The following is an 18,345-nucleotide window of genomic DNA, read 5'->3' on the forward strand; positions in this document are numbered from 1 at the left end:
AATTTTTGTAATGTTACAAAAATGATACAAAATGGATGAAAAAAATATGCCGCTGCCCTGTACCTTATAAGTACAGGGTTTTTGTTTGGGAAAAATAAAAGACATCAGGGGGAAGAAATCATGAGCGGCACATCACAGAGCATCAGAACGGGAAGAAGACGGCACAGGCGGGCAACCGGACGTTTCTTTTTATTCCTCACCATTGCATTACTCATCATTGTAAGCATATTTTTGCTCTACCGGGCGTTCCCGTTCGAGATTTCAAAGGCTGCCGAAGGGGAGATGGCACCCGCAGGGGAAAATACCCAATCCCTCAAACAGATTATTCCGGCGGCAGGCGGTATTAAAGTGATTGTGGACCCGGGCCACGGCGATACGGATGTTGGAACCAAGGGCGTTTCTACGGGCAGGCTTGAAAAAGAGGTGAATCTAGAAATCGCCCTGAAGCTGAAAACCGTTCTGGAAAATAAAGGATATACCGTCATCATGACACGCGAATCGGATGAGCCGATCGCCGCGGCAAATGAACCGGATGCCAAGGTGCGCAAAGCGGCGGATATGGCCAGGCGGGAAGAAATCATACGCACCTCAAATGCCGACGTCTTTGTAAGCGTACACCAGAATTTTTTTGATCAGGGTTCCGGGGCCACGGGCCCGCAGGTTTTCTACCGGGACAGGGAAGCGCCGGGGTATAAACTGGCGCAATATGTTCAAAGCGCGCTCAACGAACAGCTTGGCATTGTAAATCCGCGCGATGTCAATTCGGGCGATTACCAGCTTCTGCGTCCGGGAACCCAGGCCAGTATTATTGTAGAGTGTGGTTTCTTTTCCAATCCGGAAGAAGAGCAAAAACTGCAAAAAGACGATTATCAGCAATCTATTGCCCAAGCGGTAGGTTCTGGAATCGAAGCATATCTTTCTGAAAAAAATTTGTGAAAGGGGGAGTCCATCGAGGAGACTGCTATATAACGTAATAAAAATAACGGGCAACAAAATTTTTTTCTGCCGAAAAAGGGAAGCGTGCTTCCCTTTTTCATTTATGTAACTTAAAAAATGCCGCAGATATGCCGGGGGGGAAGCTGCCATAAGGCCTTTACCCAATGATAGGAATCGTTCGGGCAATGTTGCCGCTTTAGCGGCGGCAGTGCAAGGCGCAAACGGAGAATTCTTTTCAATGCCCTTCCAGGACACCGTCAAACGATAAAAAATTACATTTTATAAAAAAACATAAAAATGCCGGTTTTATATAGTACAAGTAAACTTTTGGTTTATTTTATAAAAAATAGATCAAAAAAAGTTTAGAATAGAAACGTATAACACCTTGAATAAAAGGAAAAATATGTTGACATCGTGCGTTGTATATGGTTAAATAATATTTGCGTTTAAAGTTTAATAAAAATAAACAATTTGTTTAATATCATGTGAGGCGGAAAACCGCGGAAAGATAAGAAGAGTATGGAAATTGGCAGAAAGATCAAAGCAAGAAGGCAAAGTCTCGGCCTCACGCAAAGCGAACTGGCGGATCGGGCAGAGCTTTCCAAAGGATTCATTTCTCAGCTTGAGAGGGATCTTACATCTCCTTCGATTGCGACGCTGATGGATATTCTCGAATGCCTCGGAACAGATCTGCGGGAATTCTTCAGCGAGCGCGGGGAAGAAAAGGTGACGTTTGCGGCAGCGGACCTTTTTGAAAAGGCAGATGATCAAAAAAGCATCCTGTGGCTCGTGCCCAATGCGCAGAAAAATAAAATGGAGCCGATTCTCCTGCATTTGAAAGCGGGTTGCTCTACCGAGGAAGACCGTCCGCATGAAGGTGAGGAATTTGGTTATGTGCTTTCCGGCACAGTAACGCTTGTTCTTGGCATGAAGCGGCATAAAGTCAGGAAAGGCGGCAGTTTCTATTTTAAAGCCGATGTGCCGCATAAAATTGAAAACCATGGGAAAAAGAATGCGGAAGTGATATGGATTTCCACTCCCCCCATGTTTTAAACGCGTAAGAGCGGAACGGTAATATCCATGCACTACATCCGCCGCGCTGTTGCGCCTGGCCAAGGTATGCTCCGCATAATGCGCCCGGCTTACCGCCGTCCTGCTGCAAGGATATTGATCGGCAGTCCCGTAAGCCTGCCTGCTGGCATAAAGATTTTACAGGGGTCGACGGAGGCTTTTATACCGGGGACTAGGCGGTGAAAAAGTTGCTTTCCCATGAATTTGCAGCCCTTCGCGGCTGGTTGCCGCGGGACTCAAAACCGCATGGTGCGGCGAAGCCGCTTCATATCAAAAAGATTATGCTTTGAAAGGGTTTTATGCCATGTCAGAACACATCATCGATTTTTTAGGGGTATACAAAGAATACGATGGAGTGGAAGTCCTCTCCAACATTAACCTGTATATCAGGCAGAATGAATTCCTGACGCTGCTTGGGCCGTCTGGCTGCGGGAAAACGACGCTCCTGCGTATCATCGCGGGATTTGAAGAGCCGACGCGCGGCGACGTGCACCTGTTCGGCGAAAGCATCAAGGGCCTTCCGCCCTATAAACGGCGGGTCAATACGGTATTCCAGAAATACGCGTTGTTCCCGCATCTCAATGTATTCGACAACATCGCGTTTGGCCTTAAAATCAAAAAAATGGATAAAGCAGCCATCCGTAAAAAGGTGGAAGACATGCTCCGGCTGGTGGGCCTCTCCGGCTATGGAGACCGCGATATCGCTAAGCTCTCCGGCGGACAGCAGCAACGCGTCGCCATTGCGCGCGCGCTCGTAAACGAGCCGGAGGTGCTGCTCCTCGACGAACCCCTCGGCGCGCTCGACCTCAAGTTCCGGCAAGAGATGCAGCTTGAATTGAAACGTATGCAAAAAACGCTTGGCATTACCTTTGTTTATGTAACGCACGATCAGGAAGAGGCACTCACCATGAGCGACGCGATCGCCGTGATGAACGACGGCGTAATCCAGCAATTAGGTACGCCCGAGCAGATCTACAATGAGCCCCGGAATTCCTTTGTCGCGGATTTCATCGGGGAATCAAATATCATCAACGGCGTCATGAAACGGGATTATTTCGTGCATTTTGCAGATAACGATTTTGTATGCCTGGACCGCGGATTCAATGAAAACGAACCAGTACAGGTAGTCGTGCGGCCCGAGGATATCAATATCACCAAAAATATTGCAGAAGATATGATTACGGGCACGGTTTCTTCCACACTGTTTATGGGCGTTCATTACGAAATTCGTGTACAAGGTGATAACGGTTTTGAATGGCTGGTTCACTCCACGGATTTTTATGATGTGGGAGACCGCGTCGGATTCGCGCTCGAACCGGACGATATCCACGTCATGGAAGTAAGCCAGTACGATAAAATGCGAATCGACATAGCTGTGGAGGCCGGCCAATGAAAAACAGGCAGATTTCAGGCGTAATGAACTCACGTAAGGTATTTGCGCTGCCTTATGTTGCGTGGATCGCAATTTTCACGGTCGCACCGCTGATTCTCATCCTGCTGTATGCGTTTACCGATACGGGATCGGGCGGGGTCATGGTCCTCACTGCGGAAAACCTTGCGCGCGCATTTTCCCCGCTGTATATGACGGTGTTCTGGCGCAGTGTGCTGATGGCGCTCATAGCAACGGTGGTGTGCCTGCTCCTCGGCTATCCTGTGGCTTATATGCTGTCGCGCATGAAGCCAAACCGCGCGGCTATCCTTTCCATCCTGTTCATCCTGCCCATGTGGATGAATTTCCTGCTGAGGACGTATGCGTGGCGCGCCCTGCTCGATAATGCAGGCATCATCAACCAGGGGCTCATGGCGCTCGGCTTTGAACCGGTGCAGTTCCTGTATACGGAAGGGGCGATCATCTTCGGACTCGTATATAATTTCCTGCCCTTTATGATTCTGCCCATCTATTCGGTGTTCCAGAAAATGGACACCTCATGTATTCAGGCGGCGCAGGATCTTGGGGCCAATAAGTGGCAGACTTTCTGGCGGGTCACGCTGCCCCTCTCAAAGGGCGGAATCGTCTCCGGGGTCACTATGGTATTCATGCCCGCGATGACTACGTTCGTCATCACGCGGCTTCTTGGCGGGAGCCACTTTATGATGTATGGCGACCTCATTGAGATGGAATTCCTGCTGATGTCCGAATGGAATTTCGGCAGCGCGCTTGCGGTGGTTATGCTGATCCTGACCATACTGTTCATGTGGCTGATGCGTAAATATGACAAAGAAGGGGAAGGGGGAGCTTTGCTGTGAAACTGTTTTTCAAACGTTTTTACCTGGCGGTCATATTGGTGTTTATGTACTTGCCCATCGGTGCGCTCATCATATTTTCCTTCAACGAGTCTAAATCGATGGCCAAGTGGACGGGCTTTTCTTTCCATTGGTATGAACAGCTTTTCCAGGACCCTTCCATTGCGGAGGCGGTGTGGGTCACGGTCTCCATTGCGGTCATCGCATCGCTTACGGCCACTTTTATCGGTACGCTTGCGGCGATCGGTATGGATAATTTCCGTAAAAAGAGTAAAAACGTGATGGTGAACCTCACGTATATTCCGATGGTCAATGCAGAGATCGTAACGGGAATTTCCCTGCTGCTGCTGTTTATTTTCTTCAATATCCCGCGCGGCTACTGGACGATGCTGCTTGCGCACATCACGTTCGATATCCCGTTTGTCATCTTTTCCGTATTGCCTAAGCTCCGCCAGATGGATCCGGGTACATACGAGGCGGCGCTCGATATGGGGGCAAAGCCGGCCTATGCGGTCAGGAAGGTAATTCTGCCACAGATCGCGCCGGGTATCGTAACAGGCTTCCTGCTCGCCTTCACGATGTCCTTTGACGACTTCATGATCAGCTTCTTTACCTCGCAGGGAGCGACGCAGAACCTGTCCACTTATATTTACAGTATGGCGCGCGTGGGCATCAATCCAATGATCAACGCCCTGTCCGCGATCATGTTTGTCGTGGTCATCACACTGCTTTTGGTCATCAACCTGCGGTCCGTAAAGAAAACGAAAAAACCGCCGCAGGCAGAAAGTTTTCGCTGAAGAGGATAACGACGTATGAGAAAATTGTGTTCTATTTTGCTGATTTGCCTGCTGGCAGCGGGCATATGCGCAGGCTGTGCGTCCACCGAGACCGCAGGCGGCCGTACTATCGTGCATTTTTTAAACTGGGGAGATTATATTGATCCTGCGGTCATCCCTATGTTCGAGGAGGAAAATCCTGATATTAAGATCAATATGACCACTGTACCTTCCAATGAGGAAATGTATGTGATCGCGACGACAGAAGGGACGCAGATCGATGTAGTGGTTCCTTCTGAATATATGATCCAGCGCCTGATGCTGGAAGACCGCCTTGCCGAGCTCGACCATTCCAAAATGGAAAATTACGGCTATGTCGAAGACTTCGTCGAGACCTGCACTTATGATCCGAACGGGCAGTATTCCGTGCCCTATACGTGGGGAACGTTCGGCCTTCTCTATAACATTGAGATGACGGGAGAGGAAATCGATAGTTGGGACGCGCTTTTCGATCCTAAATACGAAAAGCAGATACTGATGTACGACAGCATCCGCGACAGCGTTGGGCTTGCGCTCATCAAGCTCGGCTATAGCATCAATACTAAGAACCAGCAGGAACTGGATGAAGCGGCGGAACTGCTGGTGGAGCAAAAACCCCTCGTGCTGGCCTATGGTACGGACGACCTGCGGATGACGATGATTAATGGGAGTGCGGCGCTTGCCCCCATGTACGCGGGCGATGCGGCTTATTCCATGATGGATAATCCGGACCTGCGGTATGTGATTCCTGAAGAAGGGGCGAATATTTTCGTGGACGGTATGTGCATCCTCAAGACGACGGATGTATACGATGCCGCCCTGCGCTTTGTGGACTTCATGATGCGGCCGGATATCGCGGCGCTGAATGCGGAATACAACTGCTATTCCACGCCGGAAGACGATGCTCTCGCGCTTGTCGATCCGGAATTGCTTGAAAATACAGCCTTCAATCCTCCTAAAGAAGATCTTGCTCATTGTGAGTACTATGAACATCTCGAAAAAGATATCCTGCGGATGTACGAGGATGCATGGATGAAAGTAAAAATTGCATGAAGGCAAGGGAAAAGAGGCGGAACAGCGCGCTGTACCGGAAACAAATGGTAAAAAAGGGCTTGTTATATGAAAATATGGCAGGCTTTTTTATTGAAAAGAATTACACGAAAAATAACGAAATATTATATAAAACGGAATAAAACGTAAAAATCAATAGGATATTGCCATCAGAAGTCCCGATAATACGATTTTTACGCTTATTTTATTGAAAAATAGAGGAATGCTGGTTTATAATAAAATAAAAGAGCAAGATGTCAGCCAGAAGATTTCAGGATCCACATCTGGACGTGGAGGAATATGAGATGGTTTACGAGATTTGTACCTATCATGTGAAGGAAAACCGGCAGGACGAGTTTGAGGTGCTCGCGCGGGAACTTCGGGAATATTGCCGTGCCCGCGGGGGAGTTCAGGAAGTCACTTATATCCGGCAAACGCAAGCGGCGCCGCAGGGAACACTCGTTTATGTCCTGTATATTGTCCGCAATGGAGCAGAAGATGGGCCGGATCTCCTCGATATTGTACACGAAAAATATGGGCGGCGCTTTTCACGGTGTATTATGGGGAATCCCTGCACAATTGTAGGAGAAGCCATATGGTAATCCCCATGGCCGGGAAGCACGCCGTTTATGTCCTGTGCTCATGGAAGACCAGGGCAATAGGCTGTAATGGTATAATGGTAAAATAAAAAACCTTTCCACAGGAAAGGTTTTTTAGTGCAGTTTTCTGGGCCGCGTCCTTTACAGCTCCCTAATTTGCTCTATGCGTCTATACATTTAAAGCTGTAATAACAGGAAAGTACCGGGAATGTAACTGCCCGGGCCTTTCCTGTGGGGCAGGCATGCGCCCGCGCAAGTAAGTGCAGGGCTGGAAGCTGCCCGCCATGTTTCCTTGCCTTCCAGGCTATTTGTTCCCGATAAATAGTTCTACATATTCCATCAGCAATTTTACGGAATTTTCCATGCCGATACTGTCGCTGTTTAACATCAAATGATAGTTTTCCTTTTGTCCCCATTTCATATCGGAATAATAGTTGTAATAGGTAGCGCGTTTTTTGTCCGACTTAATGATTGCGTCCTTGAGGTTTGGCGCATCCAGATGATAATCGTTTTTTGCCCGTTCGATCCGGTGGTTAATATCCGAATAAATGAAGATGTTGATACAGTTCGGGTTGTTAGCAAGCACATAATCGGCGCAGCGGCCGACAATGATGCATGAGCCCTTTGCCGCGACGGAACGAATAACATCCGCTTGGATGAGGAACAATTTATCGTCAAGCGCGATATCCGTACCCCACGAAGATACGTTCCCGAGGCCGGAAGACAGGTAATACAGGAACTTATTATTTGCCTTTTCCTCAGCGTTTTCAAAAAATTCCTCGTTATATCCGCTTTCCTTTGCCGCAAGGGTAATCAGCTCGTTGTCATAGTAAGGGATATCAAGCCCGGCGGCGAGCTTCTTGGCAATGGTTCTTCCACCGCTTGCAAATTGCCGGGAAATGGTGATAATAACGTCGTTTTTCATAGCCTTATTCCTCCTTCTATCGGTTCATGAAAAGCGGTGCGCACCGCATAAAGATGACGCGCATGAGTCTGTTTACATTATGACTCTTATATGATAAAATGTCAATTTGCGGGTAGGGTAAACAATTGATTGGGAGAAAGTGGATATGGAAGCAGTAAAAGAAAATAAGATGGGTGTGTTGCCCGTTAAAAAATTATTGGTAACAATGGCCTTGCCAATCATGATTTCCATGCTGGTACAGGCGCTTTATAACGTTGTAGACAGTATATTTGTCGGTCAGTACAGCGAAAATGCTTTTGCGGCGGTGTCGCTTGCGTTTCCGGTTCAGATGCTTATCATTGCGGTAGCGGTCGGGACGGGAGTTGGCATGAATTCCCTCGTATCCCGCCGTTTAGGGGAAAAAAAGTTTGAAGATGCCAATGAAGGCGTTTCCGCCGGCATTTTCCTGGGAATCCTCAGTTGGATCGGCTTTGCGGCTTTTGGTATTTTCTTTTCACAAATGTTTTTTGAAGCGTTTACCGAGGGAATTGAGGGCGGCGTGGAAATTGCGGCAATGGGGACGCAATACGTTTCGATCTGTACAATTTTTTCCTTTGGCGTATTTATCCAAATTACATGCGAACGGATTATGCAGTCCACTGGCGTTACGATTTATAATATGATCACGCAGATTGCAGGGGCGGTCATCAACATCATCCTCGATCCCATACTGATTTTCGGCCTGGGCCCCTTCCCGGAAATGGGCGCGGCGGGCGCAGCCATTGCAACTGTCATCGGGCAGATCGTCGCAATGCTGATGTGCCTGTATTTTGTTAACCGCAAGATTAAGGAAGTTAAAATTAAGTTGCGCGGATTCCGGCCTAAAAAGAGGATCATCGGGGAAATTTATAAAGTGGGAGTGCCGTCCATTGTCATGCAGGCGATTACCTCGGTCATGATTGTGGGCTTCAACTTCATTTTGGTCGTGTTCTATGCCCCGGATATTTCCGCTGCCGCAGTCTCGGTGCTTGGAGCCTATTTCAAGTTGCAGTCATTTATTTTCCTGCCGGTCCTTGGGCTTACAAACGGCCTGATCCCCATTGTAGCATATAATTATGGTGCGCGGCATAAGCAGCGGATTACGGATGTAATCCGTTTTGCCACGATCCTTGCCGTAATTATCATGATCGTCGGAATGGTAATTTTCCAGCTGTTCCCGGATGCCTTGCTGCAAATGTTCAATGCGACTCCGGCTATGCTCGAGCTCGGCACACAGGCGCTTCGAATTATCAGCCTGTGCTTTGCCTTTGCAGGGGTTGGAATCGTGTTCTCTTCAGTATTCCAGGCGGTTGGAAACGGTGTTTTGAGTATGATCGTGTCGCTGTGCCGTCAACTCATCGTCATTTTACCGGCAGCTTACCTTTTGTCTCTTTTCGGGAGTGTAAGCGACGTATGGTATGCTTTTCCAATCGCGGAATGCGTTTCCCTCGTACTGAGTATTTTCTTTTTCCGGTATGTCAGCCGGAAATATATTAAACCGCTGGATCATCCGGCGGCGTTCGTGCCGGGGATGTAACTGTCGGAAAACCGAACGGATAATAGAGAAAAAGGAAAGCTCCTCCCAAAAAGCAAGTAGCTATTCGGCATGCTATCAGTGAACCGGAAGAAGAGCGAACGGGCTTGCAGATTCTGAAAACGCAGGGATGTAGAAGCTATCGATTGCCGCTCAATCTTTGACACTACCCAATCTATTGAACTGGAAGACAAGTGATTTCTATAAACATCAAAAAAGAAGAGGAAAGGAATAAATAGGCTTTTCCAGAAGAATTTTTGGTAGGATAATATTATTTATTCAATAAATATAATATGGAACATTATGGTAAGTATATTTAGCTGCTTTATTTCCGCAAGGACTGCCTTTTCCAATCTCTTCAAATCTCAGATGCGATACAACAATAATATGGAAAGCGCAAAATGCATATCTGACATAAAGTCAGGGTTCCCTGTTGCAGGACAGTGAAAATAACGGAAAGATGCAACTGGAAAAAGATGCATAGTTATGCGGACAAAAGTTCATGAATCAGTGAGAGGATACAGAATAGCAAGCTGTACCGCGGAAAAAAGGGAGGAAACATTTTTCCTGTTGGCCTGCGGTTTCCACATTCGTGGGATGTGGTATAATAAGAAAGAAAACTATTACAACTATAGAGGTGAGAATACATGGTAGATGAAAGAATTAAGAAATTGTCCCATACATTAGTGAACTATTCATGCAGTGTCAAAAAAGGCGACAAAGTGCTGATTGATGTGTCCGGCTGCCCGGATGCGCTTACGGAGGAACTGATTAAAGAGGTTTACGCGGCGGGCGGCCTGCCGTATTTCGATACGCCCCATAATGCGGTACAGCGCCAATGGCTGATGCAGGCAACAAAAGAACAGATAGAAGATATTACCAAATGGGGAAAAGCTCGCATGAAAGAGATGCAGGCATATATCGCATTTCGCGGAGGCGAAAATGCAACGGAAATGTCAGACATCCCGGCAGACAAGATGGAACTTTACCAGTCCATTTATGGAAAGCAGGTTCATCATGAACTGAGGGTAAAAAATACCAACTGGGTTATCCTGCGCTATCCCACACCCTCCATGGCGCAGCAGGCGGGCATGAGCACAGAGGCCTTCGAGGATTTTTATTTCGATGTGTGCAACCTTGATTACGGCAAGATGTCGAAGGCCATGGATCCGCTCGTCACGCTGATGGAGAAAACAGACCGTGTGCGCATCAAAGGGCCGGATACGGATATTTCTTTCTCTATCAAGGGAATCGGCGCCGTCAAGTGCGACGGACATATGAACGTGCCGGACGGCGAGGTATATACCGCGCCTGTAAAGGACAGTGTAAACGGACGGATTACATACAATACGCCCTCCTTCAACCAGGGATTCAAATATGAAAATGTAAGCCTTCTTTTTAAAGATGGCAAGATCATTGAGGCAACCTCTAACGATACGAAGCGTATCAATAAGATTTTCGATACGGATGAGGGCGCGCGTTATGTGGGTGAATTCTCTCTTGGCGTAAACCCGTACATCAACCGCTCGATGGGCGATATTCTGTTCGACGAGAAGATCGCAGGATCCCTGCATTTCACACCGGGTTCGAGTTACGACGATGCCTATAATGGAAATGAAAGCGCCGTCCATTGGGATCTTGTGCTTGTACAGACGCCGGAAATGGGCGGCGGTGAGGTCTGGTTTGATGATGTAATGATTCGCAAGGACGGCATGTTTGTGCCAGATGCGCTCAAAGGCCTGAATCCCGAAAATCTCAAGTAAACAGGCGGTTCTGCAATCTGTACTACATGAAATAGTACGGGGTTTTCGCGTCAAAAACGTAGGAAGGGCAAATGAAAAAAAACATTTTAGTTACCGGAGGGGCAGGATATATCGGAAGCCATATCTGCCTGGAACTCCTAGAGCAGGGCTATGCTGTCACCGTCATGGATAACCTTGCCAACAGCAGTGAAAAAGCGCTCCGGCGTGTGGAAGAGCTTGCTGGAAAAAAGCTCCGCTTTTACAAAGCTGATATCCGTGACCGCAGCGCGTACGACGAAATTTTTTCGCAGAATGAAATTTATGGGGTCATTCATATGGCAGGCCTCAAGGCTGTTGGTGAATCGGTGCGCGATCCACTTGCCTATTTTGACAACAACATCAGCGGAACAGTCGTATTGCTTGAAAAAATGAAAGAACATCATGTAAAGCGGATGATCTTCAGTTCTTCCGCCACGGTATACGATCTGACGCAAAGGGAATGCCTCACGGAAGAATCCCCGATCGGAAATTCCACAAGCCCGTATGGCAGGACAAAGCTTGTAATTGAGCAAATGCTCGCGGATCTTTATCATTCGGATGAAAGCTGGTCAATTGTTCTCTTGCGTTATTTTAACCCGATAGGCGCGCATGAAAGCGGGCGGATTGGCGAAGATCCGGAAGGAGAGCCCAACAACCTGATGCCCTATATTACACAGGTCGCAGTGGGCAAACGCGAAAAGCTCAGCGTATTCGGAGATGACTACGATACGCCGGACGGCACATGTATCCGCGATTATATTCATGTGATGGATCTGGCGGACGGGCACAGTAAAGCGGTTAAGAAGTTCGAAAGAAAGGGACTATTTGTTTACAATTTGGGAACCGGCCAGCCGCAAAGCGTACTCGAGGTGATACATGCGTTTGAACGGGCAAACAACCTTAAAATCAATTATGTGATCGCGCCGCGCCGGGCAGGCGATGCGCCTAAGTATTACGCGAATGCGGATAAGGCAAAAGTGGAGCTTGGCTGGGAAGCGGAGAGAAGCATTGAGGAAATGTGCCGCGATAGCTGGAATTGGCAGAAGAATAATCCGGAAGGCTACCGCTAAGGGAACATAGAAAGCGACTGCCCAATAAGAAAAAAATGGGACTAAAAAACAGGCGGGTGCGTAAGCACAGGCCTGTTTTCTGTTGTGCATCTAAGCGTGGTTTTGCAGTTATGCAGGGGCGGGAAATATCCTTCGTTTTTGCCAGGAGCTTTTTGCTCTTGATATCAGTGAAAGAGCAATTAATTAAAGTGAAAAAACAAAAAAGAAATATTGCCGCTTTAAGGCACGCTAATACCAGATCCTTATAGGATCGGTGCAATGGTGGGCAATGAATTTATGGAAACGTCCAGCATATAAAAGATGTCATAATTATATCTGAAAATTAAGCCGTATTTCCAATTGACACCGGTCGAGAGTATGATATCCGTTTCAGAATATTGATTCTGCGAAAGGAAGACTCGATAACCGGTATATGAAAGAATAGTTTGTTGTAGTTTTAAAGGGGATAACCGCTGCTGTCACCAGGAATATGGTCCCCAGGCATATAATAAATAAGTACAATGTTCTCTATTTGTGTTTGCTGCTCCCTTTTCTGCCAAAAGTCTTTTTTTTATCAGAAAAGGCTGTCTCAGCGCAAAACTGAGACAGCCTTTTTGGTTCTGTTAAACTCAAGCTTTGTTGTCGCAGCCAAGAACGTCTACGATTTTATGGGCAACCATCTGCTTGATCGCTTCACGCGCCGGCTTCAGATATTGGCGCGGATCGAAATGATCAGGATGCTCCGCGAAATATTTGCGGATCGTTCCCGTCATGGCAAGACGCAGATCGGAATCGATATTAATCTTGCAGACCGCGCTTTTAGCCGCCTGCCGCAGCAGATTTTCAGGAACACCCTGCGCGCCCGGCATGTTTCCGCCGTATTTATTGATCATATCCACGAATTCCGGAATGACGGAGGATGCGCCGTGAAGAACGATCGGGAAGCCGGGCAGGATTTCCGTTACTTTCTCAAGAATATCAAAACGCAGCTTTGGTTCCCCTTTGAACTTGAACGCGCCATGGCTTGTGCCGATTGCAATCGCAAGGCTGTCTACGCCTGTTTTGCTTGCAAATTCGTACACTTCCTCCGGACGCGTATAGGAAGAATCCTCAGCGGAAACCTTGATTTCGTCTTCCACACCGGCAAGACGCCCAAGCTCACCCTCAACTACTACGCCGCGATCGTGCGCATATTCAACGACGCGTTTGGTTACGGCGATATTTTCCTCGAACGGAAGATGGGAACCATCGATCATAACGGACGTGAAGCCGCCGTCGATGCAGGATTTGCACGTTTCGAAGCTATCACCATGGTCAAGATGCAGGCAAATCGGAAGACCGGTGTCTTCAAGCGCCGCTTCAACGAGCTTGGTCAGATAAATTGGGTTTGCATAGTTGCGCGCGCCTTTGGAGACCTGAAGAATCAGCGGTGCATTCAGTTCTTTTGCCGCTTCCGTGATTCCCTGGATAATTTCCATGTTGTTCACGTTGAATGCGCCAATCGCATACCCGCCCTTGTACGCTTTTTCAAACATTTCTTTTGTTGTAACTAATGGCATCTATAAAATCCTCCTTATAATAATTCAAAGATAAATTCATTATACTATTAGAAAAAAGAAAGTACAACCTGCGGAACTGCGATTATTTTTCGGCGCAAAGATTTTCTGCGCCGAAAAAATGTGGAGATGAAAATAATAGGATAAATTGACATTTTCCCGAGAAAAAAGTACCATATTGAGGACAGGGGGCAGCGGAATGGAACAAATAAAAAAGAAAACCGATTGGCGTGGTATTATCTTCCTGCAAGCGATTATTGTAATTTATACATTTTCGAGCGTGTGCGGGAAAATGGCGACCAATGGCAATGAATTTATGTCCAAGATGTTTATTATTTACATCCTGCTTGACTTTGCGTTGCTTGCGGTTTATGCATTGTTATGGCAGCAAGGGCTCAAACGCTTTGATCTGAATGTTGCATATGCAAACCGTTCGGTAGCGATCATATGGTCTATGGTATGGTCTGCACTTATTTTCAGGGAAGGAATTACCGTGGCAAATATAATCGGAACTGCGATTATTATTACAGGCACGATGCTGGTGAATACAGATGCTGACTCTAAATAGTGTATTGATTATGTTGTGTGGCGTAACGATCGCCGCATTTTCACAGATATTGCTTAAAACAAGCGCTAATCAGGAACATGCAAGTTTCTGGAAGCAATATCTGAACAAAAGAGTTATCTTTGGATATGTTATGCTGCTCATTTCCATGTTGTTTTCCATATGGGCATATTCCGGCATGGATTATAAATACGGACCGGCAATTGAGTCGGTTGGCATGGCTTTGGTTGCTATTTTAAGCTGCGTTATTTTGAAGGAGAAAATGACGAAACGCAGGTTCGCAGGAACAGTGCTTATTATCGTGGGCTTGGTTGTGTTCTGCCTGTGAGAAAATGGGCAAAAGCGGTTGCAAAACAGGCTATAATCACATATAATGTTATGTGTATGCAAAAAAGTTAATTAAATAAATATTTTTTTAGGAGGATTTTTACATTATGGCTATCAAAGTTGGTATCAACGGTTTTGGTCGTATCGGCAGACTGGTTTTTCGCGCTTCGACGAAGAATCCGGACATTCAGGTGGTAGGAATTAACGATCCGTTTATTGATCCTGAATATATGGAATATATGCTTAAATACGACACCGTTCACGGCAGATTTGACGGTGAAGTTTCCCACAAAGATGGTGCAATCGTTGTAAATGGAAATGAAATCAAAGTGTTTGATAAAATGAGCCCGGCGGAGATTCCGTGGGGCGAGATCGGCGCCGATTATGTTGTAGAATCTACGGGCGTATTCACGACGAAAGAAAAAGCGCAGGCTCACATTGATGCCGGTGCAAAACAGGTTGTTATTTCCGCTCCTTCCGCGGATGCTCCGATGTTTGTAATGGGCGTTAACAACAAAACATATGATCCGTCCATGACAATCGTTTCCAACGCGTCCTGCACGACGAACTGCCTTGCTCCGCTGGCGAAAGTTATCAACGACAATTTCGGTCTTGTTGAAGGCCTTATGACGACGGTACACGCGACGACGGCTACCCAGAAGACGGTTGACGGCCCTTCCAAGAAAGACTGGAGAGGCGGACGCGCTGCTGCCGGCAACATCATTCCTTCTTCCACAGGCGCAGCAAAAGCGGTGGGCAAGGTTATCCCGGAACTGAACGGCAAGCTGACGGGTATGTCCATGCGTGTTCCGACGCTTGACGGTTCTGTTGTTGACCTTACTTGCCGCCTTGAGAAAGAAGCGACCTATGATGAGGTTTGCGCGGCTGTCAAGAAAGCCTGCGAAGGCGAACTGAAAGGCATCATGTCCTATACGGAAGACGCTATTGTTTCCAGCGACATCCTCGGCGACGCTCATACGTCCATCTTCGACGCGACGGCCGGTATCGCGCTTACGGGCAACTTCATGAAGCTGATTTCCTGGTATGACAACGAGTGGGGGTACTCGAACAAAGTGCTGGATTTGATTTCTTACATTGATTCTGTGAAATAAGTTATCAAATAGGCACTCGCAAGAATGCGACAGCAAAGCGGTTTTATGGGTGAAGCATAGCGGATTACGGAAAAGACAAAAATGTGAAGACAACGGTTCGGGTTTTCGTAGCCGATGAGTGTGAAACACAAAAAGCCGTATAAAAATGCAAGAAAAGCATCTTTTCAATAGAACGAATGTTCAAAAGAAAGGATGCTTTTTTGTATGTTGTTAAAAGATTTATTGATGGAGTATGTGTTTAACTGCCAGTGCCGCAAGTTGTCTGACAAGACGGTTGACAATTACAGGAAACAGATAGAATACTTGTTGCGGTATCTGGAAACGGAACATCATATTACGATGCTGGAAGATGTTCAGCCGCGCCATATCAAGGGCTTTTTGATGGAAAAGACCAATGCGGGACGAAAGCCGCAATATGTCAATGACCTGCTGAAAGCATATAAGTGTTACTTTAAGTACGCGTATGAAGAACATTACACAGAAACTTTACTGACAGAACGAATTAGGAACTTGCGCCAGCCAAAGGTAATCATCAAGACGTTTACCAACATTGAAATCAAAAAGATGATTGATTATTATAATGGTTTTGATTTCCTGACGTTACGGAACAAAGCCATCCTTTGTATGTTGTTTGATACAGGTATGCGTTTGAATGAAATCCTGACGCTGAAGGATATGCAGTTAAAGCAGGATTTCATCTTAGTGCATGGAAAAGGAAACAAAGAACGTGTTGTACCAAAATCCCCATTCTTGGCAAAGGTACTGTTTAAGTATCTAAATGCGCGTAACAGCTATTTCCAATACCGCGTTTTGCCGCCCAACGTTTTTGTAAGCAGAAGGGCAAAGCCATTGACACATGAAATGATAGAGCGTGTGGTGAAAGATGCTGGGAAGTTTGCGAAGGTCAGTAAAGAAGTACGGATATCGCCGCATACTTGCCGCCATACTTACGCACAGGTACAGTTAAGGAATGGACTTGACCTTTATACGCTATCCCGTTTGATGGGACATGAAAGTATTGCAATTACACAGCGATACTTGGAAGGAATCAAGGACAGGGAAGTGGTGGAAGCGGCGATGAAGACAAGTCCGTTGATGAATCTTTGAAATGAAAATAGCGTTTAAGTAAAGGGAATTACGGGAATGCGAGAACGATTGACACCATAAAAAAACCAATATATAATTGCCCCAATAGTAAAGGAATTTTTGAAACGGAGGATTGAAAATGGCTAATGGTAATGAAAAACAGGCGCGACATATAGCGAATGTACAGGCGGCTCAGATGCAAAGACCAAAAAGGATTGCCGTTATTGATAAAGAAACAGGCGAAGATATTTCTACAGGGTACGTTGCGATGCCTGTGGAAGTAGCAAAGCAGAGGCGCGAATACGGAAAAGCGCTGGGTGAGCGGCAGAAAGTAATGCAGAAGCGTTATTTGAAGCATAAAGGACAAAAGGAAAAATCAACGGAAACAGGCGCGTTTATTTTTTCTACATTTAAGAATTGCGAAAAGGATTTTGAAGGATTAGCACCGCAAACACTGGTGCGGCTGATGTATTTAGCGACTTACCTGAATTATGGCGATAATAAATTGATGTGCCGCTATGATTTATCCGGGATAGGGAGGATGGCAAGGAAAATACCTAAAAAGGGCGAACGTCCGGTACAGTTTGTCTCAATGAAGAAAACGACTATGAAAAAGATATTGAATCTTTCCGGCACGCTGTTTGCTGAATTTTACAATGAAATATTGGGGCAGGGTTATTTACAGGAAAAGGAAGATGGATTGTACCTTTCACGGGATTATTTCTATAAGGATTCACAATTCCCTGTTGATATTCCAAACGGAAAAAGAAGCATAAGGATTTATATCCGGCAACTGGCTAATCTGTATCAGTCAATCGGACCGCACCAGCATAAACATTTAGGTTATATCTTCATGCTGATGCCGTTTATAAATCTTGAATGGAATATCGTCTGCCGCCAGCCGCTTACTGTGGAATTGGAATACATACAGCCGATGACGTTGGGCGAGTTTTGCGACATGATTGGATACGACAAGTCGAACGCATGGCGGCTTGTGAAATATTACGATGCTATCAGTTTCGATTATCATGGAAGGAAAATGCATGTGGTATCTTTTACTCACAAAGAACGGGAAGAAGACATGAAAATTATCATCAATCCTTATTTGTTGTATGCGGGAAATCAATGGGACAGGGTTGCGGCGCTGGGAGAATTTGCCGCAGAATAGTGATAGTGTCGTCAAAATAAGTGGATAATCAGCAATATATTCAACATTTTAGGGAAATCGTTTTTGTAAAAAGTGTATGAAAAATACATACAAAAAATTGCCCTAAAAATATCTTTTCTTAAATATGAATATGATAATAGAGAAATTTTGTATACTTTTTGCTTCGGAAAGCATGGTCGTGAAATTCTTGCTTTTTAAAGCACATGCAGACAATTAATAGAAAAATATTCACATTCAGAGGGATAAGAAAAAAGATGGCCAGAGCGTTTACGGCGCTCTGCCATCTGTCTTCTATCCCTAATCCTAATATTGTGCTAATCTATTTCGATATTTTCTACTGCCTGTTCCAACAATATATTGATTACTTCATTTCTGGAACGGTCTGTCTGTTTGGCTATATTATCCAATTCTGATAATATAGCTTTTTTGATGCGGACAGAAATAACGGAATTTCCATCTTCGCCTTTTAGATTTTCTTTTTTAGTAATGCGTATTTTACCGTCTTTCAC

General features: G+C 46.1%; 18 protein-coding genes. 15 read left to right on the plus strand and 3 right to left on the minus strand.

Annotation, left to right across the window (positions count from 1 at the left end; all coding sequences use genetic code 11):
• Positions 1-120: 120 nt before the first annotated feature.
• The 7 genes from H8S18_RS05725 to H8S18_RS05755 all read left to right on the plus strand — a co-directional run bounded on the left by H8S18_RS05725 (position 121) and on the right by H8S18_RS05755 (position 6,718).
• A complete protein-coding gene (locus tag H8S18_RS05725) occupies positions 121-936 on the plus strand; it encodes an N-acetylmuramoyl-L-alanine amidase (RefSeq protein ID WP_186857341.1) in 816 nt (271 codons plus the stop codon).
• A gap of 519 nt (positions 937-1,455) precedes the next feature.
• Positions 1,456-1,989, plus strand: a complete 534-nt coding sequence (locus H8S18_RS05730) for a cupin domain-containing protein (RefSeq protein WP_186857342.1) — start codon at positions 1,456-1,458, stop codon at positions 1,987-1,989.
• Positions 1,990-2,311: 322 nt separating this feature from the next.
• Positions 2,312-3,400, plus strand: a complete 1,089-nt coding sequence (locus H8S18_RS05735; protein ID WP_186857343.1) for an ABC transporter ATP-binding protein — start codon at positions 2,312-2,314, stop codon at positions 3,398-3,400.
• On the plus strand, positions 3,397-4,254 hold the full coding sequence (locus H8S18_RS05740; RefSeq protein WP_243165068.1) for an ABC transporter permease: 858 nt from the start codon (positions 3,397-3,399) through the stop codon (positions 4,252-4,254). Before H8S18_RS05735 ends, H8S18_RS05740 begins: the two co-directional genes overlap by 4 nt.
• Before the next feature lie 44 nt (positions 4,255-4,298).
• The gene (locus tag H8S18_RS05745; RefSeq protein WP_186857407.1) at positions 4,299-5,048 is read left to right on the plus strand and encodes an ABC transporter permease; all 750 of its coding nucleotides are present in this window, start codon (positions 4,299-4,301) and stop codon (positions 5,046-5,048) included.
• A 15-nt stretch (positions 5,049-5,063) separates the two neighbouring features.
• Entirely contained in the window at positions 5,064-6,119 is a 1,056-nt protein-coding gene (locus H8S18_RS05750) for an ABC transporter substrate-binding protein (protein ID WP_186857344.1), read from the plus strand.
• A gap of 251 nt (positions 6,120-6,370) precedes the next feature.
• Complete coding sequence (locus tag H8S18_RS05755; RefSeq protein WP_186857345.1) at positions 6,371-6,718, plus strand: hypothetical protein; 348 nt, start codon at positions 6,371-6,373, stop codon at positions 6,716-6,718.
• Between the two features lie 301 nt (positions 6,719-7,019).
• On the opposite strand, the gene H8S18_RS05760 is transcribed toward H8S18_RS05755, so the two are convergent.
• Entirely contained in the window at positions 7,020-7,640 is a 621-nt protein-coding gene (locus tag H8S18_RS05760) for a cytidylate kinase-like family protein (protein WP_186857346.1), read from the minus strand.
• Positions 7,641-7,785: 145 nt separating this feature from the next.
• Here H8S18_RS05760 and H8S18_RS05765 point away from each other — a divergent pair, with 145 nt between their 5' ends.
• From H8S18_RS05765 to galE, 3 genes are all read left to right on the plus strand, one after another.
• Entirely contained in the window at positions 7,786-9,195 is a 1,410-nt protein-coding gene (locus tag H8S18_RS05765) for an MATE family efflux transporter (RefSeq protein WP_186857347.1), read from the plus strand.
• Positions 9,196-9,839: 644 nt separating this feature from the next.
• Positions 9,840-10,955, plus strand: coding sequence for an aminopeptidase (locus tag H8S18_RS05770; RefSeq protein WP_186857348.1), 1,116 nt, complete (start codon positions 9,840-9,842; stop codon positions 10,953-10,955).
• Between the two features lie 71 nt (positions 10,956-11,026).
• Positions 11,027-12,043 carry a UDP-glucose 4-epimerase GalE gene (gene galE, locus H8S18_RS05775; RefSeq protein WP_186857349.1) on the plus strand — a complete coding sequence of 339 codons (1,017 nt, stop codon included), beginning with the start codon at positions 11,027-11,029 and terminating at the stop codon, positions 12,041-12,043.
• Positions 12,044-12,651: 608 nt separating this feature from the next.
• On the opposite strand, the gene fba is transcribed toward galE, so the two are convergent.
• Complete coding sequence (gene fba / locus H8S18_RS05780) at positions 12,652-13,581, minus strand: class II fructose-1,6-bisphosphate aldolase (RefSeq protein WP_079545610.1); 930 nt, start codon at positions 13,579-13,581, stop codon at positions 12,652-12,654.
• A gap of 196 nt (positions 13,582-13,777) precedes the next feature.
• Between fba and H8S18_RS05785 the strand changes: the two genes are divergently transcribed.
• From H8S18_RS05785 to H8S18_RS05805, 5 genes are all read left to right on the plus strand, one after another.
• A complete protein-coding gene (locus H8S18_RS05785; RefSeq protein ID WP_186857350.1) occupies positions 13,778-14,146 on the plus strand; it encodes an EamA family transporter in 369 nt (122 codons plus the stop codon).
• Positions 14,130-14,471 (plus strand): EamA family transporter, encoded by a 342-nt coding sequence (locus H8S18_RS05790; protein ID WP_186857351.1) that lies wholly within the window; start codon positions 14,130-14,132, stop codon positions 14,469-14,471. Before H8S18_RS05785 ends, H8S18_RS05790 begins: the two co-directional genes overlap by 17 nt.
• A gap of 106 nt (positions 14,472-14,577) precedes the next feature.
• On the plus strand, positions 14,578-15,582 hold the full coding sequence (gap, locus tag H8S18_RS05795) for a type I glyceraldehyde-3-phosphate dehydrogenase (RefSeq protein ID WP_186857352.1): 1,005 nt from the start codon (positions 14,578-14,580) through the stop codon (positions 15,580-15,582).
• A 204-nt stretch (positions 15,583-15,786) separates the two neighbouring features.
• A complete protein-coding gene (locus tag H8S18_RS05800) occupies positions 15,787-16,689 on the plus strand; it encodes a tyrosine-type recombinase/integrase (RefSeq protein ID WP_186857353.1) in 903 nt (300 codons plus the stop codon).
• A gap of 118 nt (positions 16,690-16,807) precedes the next feature.
• A complete protein-coding gene (locus H8S18_RS05805) occupies positions 16,808-17,836 on the plus strand; it encodes a hypothetical protein (protein ID WP_186857354.1) in 1,029 nt (342 codons plus the stop codon).
• A 314-nt stretch (positions 17,837-18,150) separates the two neighbouring features.
• Here H8S18_RS05805 and H8S18_RS14930 read toward each other — a convergent pair whose 3' ends face one another.
• Positions 18,151-18,345: a ribbon-helix-helix protein, CopG family gene (locus H8S18_RS14930; RefSeq protein ID WP_186857355.1), complete on the minus strand. Its 195-nt coding sequence runs from the start codon at positions 18,343-18,345 to the stop codon at positions 18,151-18,153.

It is taken from the genome of Christensenella tenuis (genome assembly GCF_014287795.1).
Classification (GTDB): Bacteria; Bacillota; Clostridia; order Christensenellales; family Christensenellaceae; genus Christensenella; species Christensenella tenuis.